General features: G+C 46.0%; 17 protein-coding genes. 1 reads left to right on the top strand and 16 read right to left on the bottom strand.

The features are described 5' to 3' along the window. Positions 1 to 95: 95 nt before the first annotated feature. The 12 genes from ACQW03_RS03905 to ACQW03_RS03960 all read right to left on the bottom strand — a co-directional run bounded on the left by ACQW03_RS03905 (position 96) and on the right by ACQW03_RS03960 (position 8,824). Positions 96 to 1,103: an HRDC domain-containing protein gene (locus ACQW03_RS03905; RefSeq protein ID WP_441948345.1), complete on the bottom strand. Its 1,008-nt coding sequence runs from the start codon at positions 1,101 to 1,103 to the stop codon at positions 96 to 98. 164 nt (positions 1,104 to 1,267) lie between these two features. Continuing rightward, positions 1,268 to 2,146, bottom strand: a complete 879-nt coding sequence (locus ACQW03_RS03910) for an ROK family protein (RefSeq protein ID WP_348622456.1) — start codon at positions 2,144 to 2,146, stop codon at positions 1,268 to 1,270. Positions 2,147 to 2,368: 222 nt separating this feature from the next. Then, positions 2,369 to 3,265, bottom strand: a complete 897-nt coding sequence (locus ACQW03_RS03915; RefSeq protein ID WP_441948347.1) for a 5'-3' exonuclease — start codon at positions 3,263 to 3,265, stop codon at positions 2,369 to 2,371. 72 nt (positions 3,266 to 3,337) lie between these two features. Next, positions 3,338 to 3,703: an arsenate reductase family protein gene (locus ACQW03_RS03920; protein WP_441948349.1), complete on the bottom strand. Its 366-nt coding sequence runs from the start codon at positions 3,701 to 3,703 to the stop codon at positions 3,338 to 3,340. A gap of 36 nt (positions 3,704 to 3,739) precedes the next feature. Next, positions 3,740 to 4,705 (bottom strand): RluA family pseudouridine synthase, encoded by a 966-nt coding sequence (locus tag ACQW03_RS03925; RefSeq protein WP_441952294.1) that lies wholly within the window; start codon positions 4,703 to 4,705, stop codon positions 3,740 to 3,742. 21 nt (positions 4,706 to 4,726) lie between these two features. After that, positions 4,727 to 5,290 (bottom strand): cob(I)yrinic acid a,c-diamide adenosyltransferase, encoded by a 564-nt coding sequence (locus ACQW03_RS03930; protein ID WP_441948351.1) that lies wholly within the window; start codon positions 5,288 to 5,290, stop codon positions 4,727 to 4,729. Between the two features lie 17 nt (positions 5,291 to 5,307). Further along, positions 5,308 to 5,877, bottom strand: a complete 570-nt coding sequence (locus ACQW03_RS03935; RefSeq protein ID WP_441948353.1) for a hypothetical protein — start codon at positions 5,875 to 5,877, stop codon at positions 5,308 to 5,310. 101 nt (positions 5,878 to 5,978) lie between these two features. After that, positions 5,979 to 6,185, bottom strand: a complete 207-nt coding sequence (locus tag ACQW03_RS03940; protein ID WP_025723314.1) for an aspartyl-phosphate phosphatase Spo0E family protein — start codon at positions 6,183 to 6,185, stop codon at positions 5,979 to 5,981. A gap of 113 nt (positions 6,186 to 6,298) precedes the next feature. Then, positions 6,299 to 7,510, bottom strand: a complete 1,212-nt coding sequence (locus ACQW03_RS03945) for an aminotransferase class I/II-fold pyridoxal phosphate-dependent enzyme (RefSeq protein ID WP_441952296.1) — start codon at positions 7,508 to 7,510, stop codon at positions 6,299 to 6,301. Between the two features lie 12 nt (positions 7,511 to 7,522). Further along, on the bottom strand, positions 7,523 to 8,023 hold the full coding sequence (locus tag ACQW03_RS03950; protein ID WP_023987779.1) for an Lrp/AsnC family transcriptional regulator: 501 nt from the start codon (positions 8,021 to 8,023) through the stop codon (positions 7,523 to 7,525). A 143-nt stretch (positions 8,024 to 8,166) separates the two neighbouring features. Continuing rightward, on the bottom strand, positions 8,167 to 8,553 hold the full coding sequence (locus ACQW03_RS03955) for a spore coat protein (RefSeq protein WP_013309407.1): 387 nt from the start codon (positions 8,551 to 8,553) through the stop codon (positions 8,167 to 8,169). Positions 8,554 to 8,587: 34 nt separating this feature from the next. Beyond that, positions 8,588 to 8,824: a hypothetical protein gene (locus ACQW03_RS03960; protein WP_441948356.1), complete on the bottom strand. Its 237-nt coding sequence runs from the start codon at positions 8,822 to 8,824 to the stop codon at positions 8,588 to 8,590. A 113-nt stretch (positions 8,825 to 8,937) separates the two neighbouring features. Here ACQW03_RS03960 and ACQW03_RS03965 point away from each other — a divergent pair, with 113 nt between their 5' ends. Next, positions 8,938 to 10,176: an NAD(P)/FAD-dependent oxidoreductase gene (locus ACQW03_RS03965; protein ID WP_441948358.1), complete on the top strand. Its 1,239-nt coding sequence runs from the start codon at positions 8,938 to 8,940 to the stop codon at positions 10,174 to 10,176. Positions 10,177 to 10,250: 74 nt separating this feature from the next. Here the strand turns inward: ACQW03_RS03965 and ACQW03_RS03970 are convergent, their stop codons facing one another. The 4 genes from ACQW03_RS03970 to ACQW03_RS03985 all read right to left on the bottom strand — a co-directional run bounded on the left by ACQW03_RS03970 (position 10,251) and on the right by ACQW03_RS03985 (position 15,224). After that, on the bottom strand, positions 10,251 to 11,504 hold the full coding sequence (locus ACQW03_RS03970; protein WP_441948360.1) for an MFS transporter: 1,254 nt from the start codon (positions 11,502 to 11,504) through the stop codon (positions 10,251 to 10,253). A gap of 116 nt (positions 11,505 to 11,620) precedes the next feature. Then, entirely contained in the window at positions 11,621 to 12,328 is a 708-nt protein-coding gene (locus ACQW03_RS03975; RefSeq protein WP_071640052.1) for a hypothetical protein, read from the bottom strand. Positions 12,329 to 12,382: 54 nt separating this feature from the next. Beyond that, on the bottom strand, positions 12,383 to 12,796 hold the full coding sequence (locus ACQW03_RS03980; protein ID WP_013309402.1) for a DUF350 domain-containing protein: 414 nt from the start codon (positions 12,794 to 12,796) through the stop codon (positions 12,383 to 12,385). A 58-nt stretch (positions 12,797 to 12,854) separates the two neighbouring features. Continuing rightward, complete coding sequence (locus tag ACQW03_RS03985) at positions 12,855 to 15,224, bottom strand: endonuclease MutS2 (RefSeq protein ID WP_441948363.1); 2,370 nt, start codon at positions 15,222 to 15,224, stop codon at positions 12,855 to 12,857. Positions 15,225 to 15,277 lie beyond the last annotated feature (53 nt).

Here is a 15,277-nt window from a genome sequence, read left to right on the forward strand (position 1 = left end):
CAGCAGCCGTGTCCTGTGTGGACTCGCTGCTGCTTTTTAGTATGTTGAACCCTGAATGTACTTTAATACTTTAGCTTTATTCAATCAGTTCTATATTATCCAACATGTCGGTCGGGTACCTGCTGATGACGAAACCGTATACGGATCAAACGCAGACGCTCGTAAATTTGATCCAGTCCTGTTTCGGTTGCCTTTTCTTCCCCATACACTTTCAGCATGACGGGCTTGAGCAGCGTATCCCCCAACTCTTCATAAGCAGACCAGATGGCTGCCTGCTCCTCCTCAGATACATTCACCAATTCCTTGCGGATCAGCTTCTCCATATCAATGCCATCCCTGTCCAAATGCTCCACAGCTTCAATCATCTCTCTACGATGCAAACCTGTCTTCATTCCGATATGTTCCAGTGAAAGACCGTCCGAAATGCCTTCGATAATCGTTCTAGTTAGGCTGAATTTGTTCAGCTCCTGCCTGTACTGGTTCTCTTTTTGCTTGTATAGCCATGACAAAAAAACTTCTTCTTCCAGCGTCTCTATTACCCAGTTCAACGGAAATGGCGTGGTCCGATCATTTTGTGTCGTAATAGCCAATAGCTCCGTCCCATATTGAGACATTTTACCCTGACCCATACCAGGCAGCTCCAACAGTTCTTCTTCGGTATGGGGAAGATAGACGCTAATGAGCCGAAGCAGCCGATTCGTAGCGATAAAATAAGGGGCTTTTCGTTCCGTTGCTGCTTTTTGCCGTCTCCACATCGACAACTGCTCATACACTTCATCACGTGGAAACAAATCACTGTAGCAATAAAGCTTTTGCAGCGTTTGTCCTCGTCCTGAGGAGCCTTCTTGCTCATGAAATACGCCATGGATTAAGGGCCTGTAGCCCTCAGCCATTTTGAGCGCCAGCTCATGACGGTATACATGCAGTAATTCCTGCCACAAGCTGCCCTCATACCAAAGGTCGTCTATACTTTCATCCGGGACATGGTGTGTGCTCCAGCCTGCACTCCATCTCCCTTCATGCTGCCCAATCCATACCTGAGCAAAGTCCTCATAGCCCTGTTCATTCCGTTTGGACAAGCGATTTAAAAATACAATCTCCATGATTTCTTCCTCCCTCATATCGTTGAAAGACAGTCACGCACAACACAAAAACGCAAAAAAACACCTATCCTGCGAATTCGCAAGAAAGGTGCTTCCTTTTTTGAGCCGTACTATACTGTTGCCTATATAATAACCGTACCTTGGAGTGCCGTCAACCATAATTTCTAATGATTCAGCTTTTCCTTTGCCAATGCCAGAGCACCGCATAATCCAGCATTGTCACCCAATCCCGGAGATACGATATATTGCTCAATATCTGTTGTCAGACTCGAATGCTGGACGTATCCATTCAAAAGTTCTTGAAGCTTGGTACGAATGAGCGGGAACAGTTGGTTCTGCTTCATCACTCCCCCGCCCATAATAATTTTCTGCGGTGACAGGATTAATACATAGCTCATTAAAGCCTGTGCCAAATAGTACGCTTCCATTTCCCAGGCCGGGTGATCGACAGAAAGCTCATGTCCTTTAACCTTCCATCTTTTTTCGAGCGCAGGACCTGCTGCCAGTCCCTCCAAACAATCTCCGTGATAAGGACATGTCCCCTCGTAAGTATCTTCTGGGTGACGACGTACCAGAATATGCCCCATTTCCGGGTGGGATAATCCATGTATCAGCTTTCCACCAACCAAAGCACCCGCCCCGATGCCTGTACCTATTGTAATATACAGACAGTTGTCCAAGCCTTTGGCGGCACCCCAAATAGACTCACCAAGTGCTGCTCCATTCACATCCGTGTCAAACCCCATAGGCACATCAAAATGCTCTTTCAGTTTGCCAATCAGATTGTAATTTCCCCAATGCGGCTTTGGCGTTGTTGTAATATAGCCATATGTATCACTACCTTCGATAGGATCAATCGGCCCGAACGAGCCTACGCCCAATGCTTCAATGCCCTTGCCTTCAAAAAATGCGATAACATTCTCCATTGTTTCTGCTGGGGTGGTGGTTGGAAAGCTCGCCCGTTCCAGTACCTCCCCATGTTCGTTGCCAATTCCACATACAAATTTGGTACCGCCTGCCTCAATTGCTCCCAATACTGTCATAGTTGCTGTTGTCCCCTTTCGATAATCCGGTTCTCTCTCCACTATATTCACCTGAAATGTACCTGAGGTCAATCCCCTTATCGCAATTGTATATAATCCTTCACATGACTACATAACTCCGTCGACATATGGTATATAAATAAGGACACTAACGCACCAAGCGTCAGCATCCCTATATTACTTACTTTACTTAAATTGTCCGTATCAAGCCTAACAGCTTCATTAAGATCCGGTTGCGACACCCATCAATGTACACAAGCTTTTCATTTCAAGCTGCTCAAACTTGTCTACAATTTGCACGTGATCCAGCGTCAGCAGACAGCTATCCAAAGCACATGCTACAGGTACACCACAGTGAATTTCAGCAAGTTTGCGTGAAAGATGCAGCATATCCAAATCACTCTCAATTTTTTTACGGACCGAGGGTGTTAATTGATCCAGATTCTCCAGAATGCCCTCAATAGAGTCGTATTCCTGCACCAGCTTGAGTGCCGTTTTCTCACCAATACCTCGTACTCCAGGATAATTATCGCTTGCATCCCCCATCAGGCCTTTAAGGTCCACCACTTGACGTGGCTTAAGCCCTTTTTCAGTCAGCAGGGTCTCCGGGGTGTATACCATATAATTGCCGTGCCCTTTTTTCATAATAATGACCCGTGTCCGCTCATCCACTAATTGAAGTAAATCATGATCTCCTGAGAGAATCATTACATCCGTGTCCTCATTTTGCGAATAATGACGTGCAAGCGTACCGATACAATCATCGGCTTCAAAGCCTTCCGCTCCAATGTTGGGTATGCCGAGGCTGTCCGTCACTTCACGAATCAATGTAAATTGAGGGATCAAATCATCTGGTGCGTCGGCTCGGTTTCCTTTATACGCAGCAAAATGTTCCCCACGGAATGTCGTTCCGCCCATATCCCAGCAGCAAATGACATGTGTAGGATTAAACGTTTGGACTGCATCCCAAAAATATCGAATAAAACCATATATGGCGTTCGTTGGCACCCCAGCTTTTGTACGACGGATATAACCGTTTGCGGCGGTTGCATAATAAGCGCGAAATAGCAGGGCCATGCCGTCAACCAGCATTACGGATTGTTCATTGCGTTGTGTCACAGATTGTATTGCTCCCATTCATCATAATATTTAACCCCCACAGTATAACATATCGTGAGTGTAAATTGGGCGTTATTGAGCTCCCCATGTGCCCTCAAATGTTTCCTCTTTAAATCCTATCGTTACTTTGTTCCCGTCAGTTACAATCGGGCGTTTGATTAATCTTCCATTCGAGGATAAAAGCGAAATTTGCTCTTCACGACTCATGTCTCCAAGCTTATCTTTCAGCTTTAACTCTTTGTACACCTCACCGCTTGTATTAAAAAACTTTTTTAGCTCCAGCCCGCTTTTTCGAATTAAGTCTTCCAATTCCTCCGGGCCGGGCGGCTGTTCAAAAATAGAAATAAGTTCCGTCTCATGTCCATTGTTTTGCAGCCATTTCACTGCATTACGGCAGGTACTGCATTTAGAATACTGATATACTTTCAGTTGGCTCATCGCTAGATTAACCTCCATTTGGTTTTGATAGCTTATTTATATTTTATTCTGAAAAATATTAGCTCTTAATAGCTCCTGCATTTCAGCCATATCGTCAGGTAGAGGAGCATAGAACGTCAGCCGCTCCCCGGTTACAGGATGCTCCAAGGACAGTTCTGAGGCATGCAAGGCTTGTCGAGGCATCCTGGCATCAAGCTGATCATATCGCTCAAGTTGCGCAGCATCATCGGGTGTAATCTGGTACATTTTATCTCCGATCAACGGACAACCGATATAAGTCATATGCACTCGAATTTGGTGCGTACGCCCGGATTCCAACTTTAGTCCGATGCGACTTCCCCCGTTCCACACTTCCTCCAGCTTATACAGCGTAAGGGCAGGATAACCATCCGGGGTCACCATACGTAAATGCGGATTATCCGGGTTACGGTCAATTGGTCCGTCTACCTTACCTTCCTGCAGCTCAGGGCGCCCATGCACCAGAGCCGTATAGCGCTTATCCACCGTTCCCGCAATCATCTGCTCAGAAATATGCTGGTGTACATACGGATTTTTGGCTACTACCAGCACACCCGTCGTCTCTTGATCAAGACGATGAACAGGACGAAACCGGAACAGTTCTCCCTTCGCCTGCCAATAATGCACAACCCCATTAGCCAGTGTTCCTGTGTAATGACCGTGAGTCGGGTGAACAATCATGCCCGCCGCCTTGTTCACCACTAACAAATGTTCATCCTCAAACAAAATCTCAAAAAGAATGGGTTCAGGTAAAATATCATCAGAACGCTCGCGCTCCATGCGAATTTCTACTTGATCCCCGGACTTCACCTTTACGCTGATGTACACACGTGTCCCGTTCAGCATAATACCTTGCTCGGTCAGCTTGAGTTTGGATATTAACTTTCGAGAAATGTTCATACGTTTTTGTAAAATAGTCTTTAGCAGCATGCCCTCCTCCTCAGGAGGGATCGTATATACGATAGGTTCATAGTACAAGCTCATCACAAATTCCCGGTTGCCTCCTTATTTGCGGAACACTTTTTTGCTGCGCACATATTCGACATCGGGCACACCCTGACGGACATTCGCTGTGCGAGCAACGGCAAAGAAATAATCGGAAAGGCGGTTCAAATACCGACGTACCGCCGGATTAATGTCCGTATGCTTGCCTAGTGTAACAGCACGGCGTTCCGCGCGTCGGCAAACCGTGCGGCAAACATGAAGCGTTGAGGACAATGTGCTACCACCCGGTATAATAAAACGCTCCACCTTCGGATTTTCCTCTTGACATGCATCAATCCAGCCTTCCAGTCGCTCTGTCAGCTCGTCTTTCACCTTATATTTGCTTTCACTGATTTTAACAAACGCCAAATCCGAACCACAATCAAACAGCTCCTGCTGTATTTCCTCCAATTGAGTCCGAATATCCGCAAACTTTTCCCCTTCGGCAAAGCTGATCGCTTGTCCTACAAAGCTGTTCAGCTCGTCAATTGTACCGTATGCCTCCACACGGTCATCATCTTTGGACACTCGACCTCCAATCACAGAAGTTTGTCCTTCATCACCCGTTCTGGTATATATACCCATATTACCCATCCCCCTTATCATTCCGTAAGTGCTTTCAGCACCTTGATGGCTTCTTCCTTATTGCTTGTACGAGGCGGAACGGTAGCAAATAATGTTTTTGAGTTGTATTTTAGCTCCTTAAACATCTTCATCTGCTCCACCGGAATTCCGAACAAATGAGTTTCCTTGCTTACATCTGTTTCTTCTTTCTCCTGCCCCTTCTTCTTAAATACGCCGCCCTCGAACACGCCCCGAGCGTACGTCTTTTTGTCAAAAGCATCATCTAACGGCAAATTCGAACCATTCTGTCCATACAGCTTCATGTCCTCTTCCGGCAAAAGAAACAGATCATGCTCCCCAGCCGCATATTCTACAACCAGCTTCTGCTGGTTATACAGTGGACTGACTGAAATCTCAATAGTCGGAGCCTGTTCGCCCAGCTTATCCTTAAGCTTTTGTGCCAGCTCTTCACGGATGACTGAAGCATCCCCTTTATCCATAATAAAAATGGAGAAGCTATCCTTGTCCCGTCCCCCACATCCAGCCAATAATACAAGTGCCAACATTCCAATGATCCATGGCGATAGCCTTTTTAGCCCTGCTTTCATATGTACGCCCCCTCTTCCATGCCATTAATATATCATAAGTTGTGAACGCAAAAAAAGAAGGCACTACGGCCTTCTTCTTACCTGTGGCTGACTTCACACGGTTAAACCTTGCATTCCGTACCATACAGCTTCATGTATTCATTGATTTTCAAATCGAGCTTGCAACTAATCTCGATGACAAGATCAGAGGTGAAGGACTGCTCTTCCTGAAACGTCCGCATCATCTCATTGCGCAGGAACAAAATTTCATCTTCTAGGGAAATGTCGTATCCTATTGAACTAGACGAATTATATCCAACATATGACATGAGCATTCCTCCTACAATTGAAAAATTGAACTTCCTGCTTTCGATTTCAAATTATAGCATAGAATTTAGAAATAAAAGACTATTTTTTATGAATTACCCATAAAAAAATAATTTTAACCTTCTTTTCTTACTTTTTCTACAAAATGACCAATCCGATCCAGTGCCTCCGTCAGCTGAGCAACAGAAGTCGCGTATGAGCAACGAAGATAGCCTTCGCCTCCCAAACCGAACACATTACCCGGTACAGCCGCAACTTTAGCCTCTGCCAATAGACGCTGTGCAAATTCATCTGAGCTGAGTCCTGTGCTTTGAATACTAGGGAAAACATAAAAAGCCCCTCTTGGCTCATGGCACTCCAGGCCGATTTCCCGGAACCCTTCAACCATCAGACGGCGACGCTGATTATAGGCTTCTACCATACGATCTTTCTCACCCAAACCATTCCGCAAGCCTTCCAGTGCGGCAACTTGCCCCATAGAAGGCGCACACATTACGGTGTACTGATGGATTTTGAGCATAGCCGCAATCAGATCTGGATGTCCGCATGTATATCCAATACGCCAACCTGTCATGGCGAAGGCTTTGGAAAAACCACTGACGAGAATCGTACGATCCATCATACCAGGCATAGCGGCAAAACTAACATGCTTCTCTCCATAATTCAATTCAGCATAAATTTCATCAGAAATGACGATCAAATCATGCTTTTCCACGACTTCGGCAATCGGAAGCCAATCTTCATAAGTCATCGTAGCCCCAGTTGGATTGCTCGGATAGCATAAAATCAGCACCTTGGATTTAGGTGTGATTTTTGCCTCCAACGCCCCAGCCGTCAGCTTAAATTCATCCTTAGCAAATGTTTCAATACCTACCGGAATCCCGCCTCCAATCGAAGTGATTGGAGAATATGAAATGTAGCACGGCTCGGGCACGAGAATTTCGTCGCCAGGTACAATTAACGCACGCAAAGCAAGATCAATCGCCTCGCTTCCCCCGACGGTCACGATAATCTCATTTTTAGGATCATAATTAACTTCAAATTGCTCATTCAGATAATCACTAATCGCTTCACGCAGTTCTGGCGTTCCCGCATTAGACGTATAGCTGGTAAAACCTCGCTCTAATGAATAGACACAGGCTTCCCGCATATGCCAAGGGGTTGTAAAATCCGGTTCGCCTACACCAAGGGTAATAATATCCTTGTTGCCACCCACCAAGTCAAAAAACTTACGAATGCCCGAAGATGGAATTTCGCGCACCAACGGGGACAAATAGGAACTCATGGCTTTGTTACTGTCGGTAAATGTTTCTGTTTTGAGATTCATCATGATCTTCCTTTACGGCGAAATCACCAGACGATTATCTTCCTGATGATCCTCAAAGATAATTCCGTCCTGCTTGTATTTTTTAAGCGTAAAATTAGTCTTGGTGGACAAGACCGAGTCAATAGGAGACAGTTTCTCCGACACAAAATTAGCGACCTCACGGAGGTTTCGGCCTTCAACTTCTACCAGCAAGTCGTATGCTCCGGACATGAGATAAACCGATTTAACTTGCGGATACAAATAAATCCGTTCTGCAATGCCTTCAAATCCTCTTCCACGCTCGGGTGTAATCTGTACTTCAATCAAAGCAGTAACCTTTTCGTCGTCGACTTTATCCCAATTGACTACGGCGGCGTACTTAACGATTACATGTTGGTCTTCGAGCTCTTTAATTGAGGTGCGTACATCCTGCTCGTCAACTCCCAGTAAAGTAGCCAACAAAGTCGGTGTTCTTCTTGCATCTTCTTTTAACAATTCCAGCACTTTTAATTTCAAACCATTTAGCTCTGTCATTCTACATAAGGCCTCCATCGAAAGAGATTACTATACATCATACAATACGCACTTTAAACCTGCAAAGAAAAACCGTCCGCCCCGGTAAACCCGGCAGACGGACGGCTGTTATGGGAAATTGCTTCAAAGACGGAATATCCCGTTTACATATAGTAAGGGTTGTTTTGGTGAGTCGGCTGCCCTTGCTGATGCATAGGTTGACCATACCCCCCCGCTGATGACGACTTTTGCTGAATGAACTGTTGGCATTCGTGTTGGGTCTTGCGAGCTTCTTGAATCTGTTTGTCCAAATCGATGCGCAGTGCTTTTGACGAAGTGGAGTACATATTGTTCTGACTCATCAGACGATACAAATCGCCTTGTAGGCGCAGCGTATCGTTCGTAAGGTCGGTGAACATCTGACGCACAGACGGACAATTGGATTCCGTTGTCGCTGTTGTATACTCTCCCACCGTGCGTTTCATATCGGCAAGAATGGTATAGAGCAAATCTTCTTCGGGCATAAATGACGTATTGTTCTGTGAAAACATCGTGATATTACCTCCTGTATTGGTTAATCCATAATTACTGCTGCGGTTGCATAGGAGCAAGCTGCTGGTGCTGTTGAAGTGCATTGGAAAGCAGGTTTAGGTGGTTCTCATGAGTTCTCGCGAATTGCAGACAAGCTTGCTGAATGGCTGGATGCTGAATGGATGCTGCTGTCGCCGTACATTGCTTGAGCAGCAGTTCTTCATTGGAAATGGAGTCCACGATGTACTCCAGCTCTTTGCCTGTCAAGGGTTGCATGTTGGTAGGTTGCATAGTCTCTGTGCCTCCTTAAATGTTTTGTTGCACGCTGGTTATCTTGTCCGTTTGGCGAAATACTATGTACACATAAGAGATACTACATATTGCCTATAAGGAGTGCTGTTTATATGGAATTGATTAGCGGGAAAACGTATTGGCCGAGTACCTTGGAGCAAAAATCGGATTTTCCGCCTTTGGCAGAGGATTTAAATTGTGATGTACTGATCATCGGAGGCGGGATGGGTGGGTCCATCTGCTCCCGGCTATTGGGAGAACGACAGGTAGACACCGTGGTTATTGACAAACGCAAGCTGGTACATGGAAGTTCTTCGGCCAATACCGGACTGCTGCAATATAGCAATGATAAGACCTTAACCTCCTTCATCAATACGTTTGGTGAAACGAAAGGTGTACTGTTTTACCGTATGTGTAAAGATGCTCTGGATCAGTTGGAAAAGCTGTCTACCACGCTGGAAATTGATCCGTCCCTTATACGCCGCAGTAGCCTGTACTATGCAAGTACATCGGAGGATGTGCAGACGCTTCAGGAAGAGTACAAACAGCTAACCCGGTTTGGATTCCCCGTCGAATACTGGGATGAGCAACAGATTGCAGCCCGATTTCCTTTTCGAAAATCAGCAGCCTTGTACACGCACGAAGATGCCGAGGTTAATCCATTTTTGTTTGCCCAAGGACTGTTGCAATCCGCCAGCCGTCTCGGTGTACGCTTATATGAGCATACGGAAGCCAAGCATTTTGAATTTAATGAAAATGAAGTTGTTTGTCATACCAGCGGTGGAATTATCCGAGCGAAAAAAATCATTTTTGCAACGGGTTATGAAACACAGGAGATTAAAACAGATCGCGGAGCCGTTCTAGAAAGCTCTTATGCTATCGCCACCAAGCCAATCGGAGATGTTCCCTTGTGGTATGAGCAGTGTCTGATTTGGGAAACTGCTCGTCCTTATCTGTACATACGCTCAACACCGGAAGGACGCATCATTGTTGGTGGTTTGGATGAACCTGTACTGGACGCCAATCAACGTGAAATCAGGCTGCTACACCAACAGCAAAAGCTACTGCAAACACTACAGGAGCATTTTCCCGGTGTTCCATTTCAGATCGACTATGCCTGGGCGGCTGTATTCGGCTCCTCTCACGACGGTTTGCCCTATATTGGTCCACATCCACGTTTTCCAAACTGCTATTTTTTGGAGGGTTACGGGGGAAATGGGACGGTTACGAGTATGATGGCCGCACAGCTATTGGCTGATGAACTGACGGGCACACACCGACCTGAAATGGAGCTTTATTCTCTAATTCGTACTACCAAGCCCTCGCCTGAAACAAAGGAGCCGATGGTTTAACATATGGAATACAAAAAAGAACCTCCTTCCCCTACTAATTGGGTCTGGAGGTCTTTTTTAAATGTATTTTCAAACTATTCGGTTTGCTTGTGCCAGCGGTGTGCATGGGAGTGAGATTTGCTCTGCTTCGTCTTTTGTTCCATTTTCAGCACACTTCGCATAAAAAACCATCCGAGCACTGGCATCAATGCAAGGCCAATCAACAACCAGATCATCGCCGTAGGAGCCTTGCTGATACTTAGGACACCCAGGAAAATGAGTGTTCCAGTCAACCGGCCTACCATTAAGCATAGTTCGCGCAATACAACCAGTTCCACTCTCTGATTGGCATCTCCTTTACTCGTACCCATTAAATCAAAGCTCGCAGAAATCATGGGAATTAAATATAAAGGCATAAATAAAGCGGTGCCGATCCCCATAATCAGTAGCGTGCTATACTCCATACGCCACAATAACGGTAAAAGCGCGATCACCAACAACACGGCACCCAACAGCATACCCGCCGAACGATAGTGTGGCTTGAGCCATTTTCCGACAGCCCAAAAGCTGAAAAATGAAACCGCCGACGTGATAAGTGAAAACTGTGCAAGCTTCCATTCTTGTTGAGTAGCTACATATACGAGCAGCGTAATCAGGAAGGCAAACACCCCTTCACGGATGCCCTGAGCAATAAGCGATAACGACAACGGACGCCACATACTCCCTTTTTGTGACAATCGTTGCTTGGGCTCTTTCCAATTGTAATTTCCTGTCGGCTTACGCTTGCGAAGAAAGAAACTAAGCACCACTCCTACGACATAAAAGGCTAAGGAAATACTGAATATCACGCGATAACCTGCGTCATCCTCCATACGGGCAATAATCCAACCGGACAGCCAAGGACCCACTATACCAGAAAACGAGCCCAGCAGACCCACCCATCCGTTAAAATGATCACGGCTTGCCTGATCTGTGACTTCGAAAAAAATCACATTAAACGCCAACCAGAATAAACCTAATGCTGCACCCAGCAGCATCCCGAGCGGCCATATGTAGTTCACAGCCTGCGGTCCCGTATATAACACGATCAGATAAAATAGGCCTGATAATGCGGTGCCCACGCGTAGGGCATTCATTTTGTTATGTTCCTTGACCCACTTTCCAGCCACCCAGACCATAATTCCCAGTGCAATTTGTTGACTGACATTAAACCAGCCGATCATGGCGTAATCCTGCCTGCTTTTCCACAAATACACGTTAAGAAATGTGCCTGACAATGCTGCTGCAAACACAAACAATCCATTCAAGCTTAATAGCAGAATGGCTTGTCCGTTCAGGTTTGATTTCAATGCAGTTCCCCCTAACCGAAAAATCACCAATCAGCTTATTTCAAGCCAGTTTGTTCAAAGATTTCTTCGATTTAAGATGCCCGTATTGAGCTTGGGCCTATCCGGGGGATTGCTATTTAATTGTTGGAAATACCGCTGAGCTTCTCCAGCATCCGCAGTCGGTCATTCTCTGACAGTGTCTGCTGGACATGGAAGCAGCTAGGGCACACATAAACATTCAAGACGAACGGCAAATCCAGAACGGGCTTGCCAAGCGCTGGAGACATCGACGGTTCAAAACCTTCTCTGGTTACGGTTTGCGAACCTGCATGCAGCATGTACTCCCCACATTGAGAACATTCAAGAACCTCATCTTGTCTGTCGAGTATTTGTTCAGCGCCTTGTTCATAAGCCATCAGATCCGCACCGCTTTCTTCAAATTTTTGCAAAGTATGCAGCACGGGCAACTTATGAAGCTCATTGTCCTGCAACAACGGTGCATCAACCGGTTTTTCAACTACGATTTCATCCTCTGCCTCATATAAAATATCCTGCTCCTCATCATCACCGAGCTGAATACTCAATGTCCGATAACCCTTCAGGTCTTCTTTTCCATGAGAGTGGGGCACCGGGGTTACAGAAGCCACATGATCATGTTTCGTCTCTTCATGTCCATGCTCACCTACATGTCTATGAACAGGTGGAGAAACAGACTCATCTTCATCATCGGTGATGTCAGAGTACCCTTTCAGATCATTATGGCAATAAGGACACTCTTCCTCAGGTCCTAATTCTTCATCCCAAATAATTTCCATGTTACACCATGGACAAATAGTCATTTCCAAGCTTTATCATCCTTCCGTTCCAAACGTATACCAAGCTCTAGTATACAAGATGTGTCAAGTTACACTGGCGCCGATCACATAAGATAACGATATGGAAATAATCATGGAGAACAAGCCGACAGCACGATTATCCTCTTTAATCTGTTGATCGATAGAAAATACCGGTGTCAGAAACTCAAAAAGAAAGTACGCCGCAAGAAGCAGTAAAAAGCCAACGAACGACCAAATCATCGTATCATACACGCTGGATTTGGCTTCCATTGCAAAGCGGAGCACGTTGCAAATACCGAACATTTTCCCTCCCGTAGCCATGGCTACCGAAACATTACCGCGCTTGATCTCTTCCCAGCATTTATAGCGGGTTACCAGCTCAAAACACGACAAAAATACAATTAGCTCCAGCACCGCCACCGAGAAATAACCCAGCATCATCCCCAACGGATGTGACAGCAATTCATCAATCGCCATCTTCACTTCGTCCCTCCCGTTCTACCAAGCGTTCCCGGGCAAAGCCGGCAACCCATAGCTATTCCAATTCAGCAACTGTTACGCCTGTGCCGCCTTCATTGTAATTACCGATACGGTAGCTTTTCACATGCTTATGCTTGCGGAGGTACTCCTGAATACCGGTTCTCAGGACACCTGTACCTTTGCCATGTATAATGTGTACCTGACCCAGATTGGCCAGAAACGCTTCATCCATGAAGCGGTCCACTTCCATCAAGGCTTCCTCCACGTTAGCCCCCCGAAGATCAAGTTCACTTCGTACGTTATCATCACGTGTCCGCTTAACGCCAGTCACTGGTTTTTGAACTCTTGGAGTCGTTGTTTGGGCAGGTTGCAGTAGTTCCAGATCATCCAGACTGACCTTCATCTTCATGATTCCCAGTTGAACCACAGCTTCCTTGGTACCGGACAGTTCAACCACGTGGCCTTTTTTATTCAGACTGTGAACGGATACTTCATCGCCAGCCATGATAGAACGAGTACGCGTAGCAGCCGGACGTTTGACGGCACTTTTTTTGCGTTGCTTCGGTTCAGCCTCATCCAGTTCTCTGCGAGCTGCAATCAACTTATGCTCCTTAACCGAGGCCCCTTCTTCCTGAGCCAATTTACGCAAATCAGTAATGATTTTCTCTGCTTCACTACGAGCCTTATCCACGAGAACTCTTGCTTCATCCTCAGCTTTTTCCAGCATACGGTCCCGTTGGGACTCCAGCTTATCCAGCTCCATCTGATGACGGCTACGCAATGCTTCCATTTCCTTACGCAGCTGCTCCGCTTTTTCCCGTTCTTGCTCAGCTGTTAAACGGTTCTGCTCCAGTGACGCGATCATGTGCTCAACGCGCTGGTCTTCTTCCGTTACCTCACCACGGGCATAGTCTAAAATACGCCCTGGCAATCCCAATCGCTCGGCAATGGCAAATGCATTACTTCGTCCGGGTACACCGACCAGAAGGCGGTAAGTCGGGCTTAATGTAGCGACATCAAACTCCATGCTTGCATTAATAATTCCTTTGCGCTCATAGGCATACGCCTTCAATTCACTATAGTGAGTCGTCGCAACCATGCGGCAACCCATGGCATGTATATGCTCCAAAATAGATACAGCCAGAGCCGAACCTTCCGCGGGGTCCGTTCCTGCCCCCACTTCGTCAAGCAATACAAGACTTTTTGGCGTCATATTTTTCAGGATGCTAATGATATTGGTCATGTGACTGGAAAATGTACTCAAGTTTTGCTCAATGCTCTGCTCGTCACCAATATCGGCATAGATTGCATCAAATACACACAGCTGACTTTCATCCTCAACAGGTACAAACAGTCCAGACATCGCCATCAAGCTAAGTAGGCCAATGGTTTTCAGAGTAACGGTTTTCCCCCCTGTGTTCGGTCCGGTAACGATAATAGAAGTGTATGAATTGCCCAGCTCCACATCAATGGGAACAACCTGCTCCAACGAAATTAGAGGATGTCTGCCCTTTTTCAGCTTCAAATATCCGCGGTCATTCATTAAAGGCAAGGTTGCCTTCATTTCACGGGCGAGACGCGCTTTGGCAAAAATAAAATCAAGATTGCCCAATATGTCCACATCATACAGCAACATATCTGCTTGTTCTGCGACGAGTGCGGTCAGCTTTTGTAAAATGACTTCAATTTCACGCTCTTCTCTCAGCCTTGTTTCCCTCAACTTATTGTTCATGGCTACGATGGATTCAGGCTCGATAAACAATGTTGCACCAGACCCGGATTGATCATGAACAATTCCGCCAAAATAAGAACGGTATTCGGCCTTAACCGGGATCACAAACCGATCTCCGCGAATCGTAATCAACTGATCTTGAAGCATTTTGGATACAGTTGAGGAACGAATCATGGAATCCAGCTTTTCACGAATACGCACTTCTCCCGAGCGCAGCTCCCGACGGATTTGAGAAAGCTCTGTGCTGGCAGAATCCAGCACCTCTGCATTTTCGTCAATACAGCCTTTAATGGAGTTTTCCAAACCTTTCTGCTCCGAAAGCTGCTCACTCCAATACAGCAATGTTTCGACAGGATTTTCCTCATGCAAACTTGTCACGTATACCTGTATACGGCGTGCGACCTGAACTGTTGTCCGAATGCCGAGCAACTCCTGCGGGCTTAACGTTCCGCCAATACGGGCACGCTTTACCGCCGAAGTGATATCCACTACTCCGTTAAATGAAGGCACTCCTTTGAGGCGATCAGCAGCATAGGCCTCATCCGTGCCTTTCAGCATTTTCTTGATATGCTCCAAATCATCGCTGGGCTGTAATCGAAGGGCTGTCTGTTGTCCCGTTGCCGTTTGGGCATAGTGACTTAGTTTATTTAGAATTTTTTGATATTCAAGGGTTTTGAAAATTTTAGAGTCCAACTTCACTACTCCTTTCACTTATATCTATATTATACCGAAAGCAGCAAACTTAC

It is taken from the genome of Paenibacillus sp. DRB1-1 (assembly GCF_052119485.1).
Taxonomy (GTDB): domain Bacteria; phylum Bacillota; class Bacilli; order Paenibacillales; family Paenibacillaceae; genus Paenibacillus; species Paenibacillus polymyxa_B.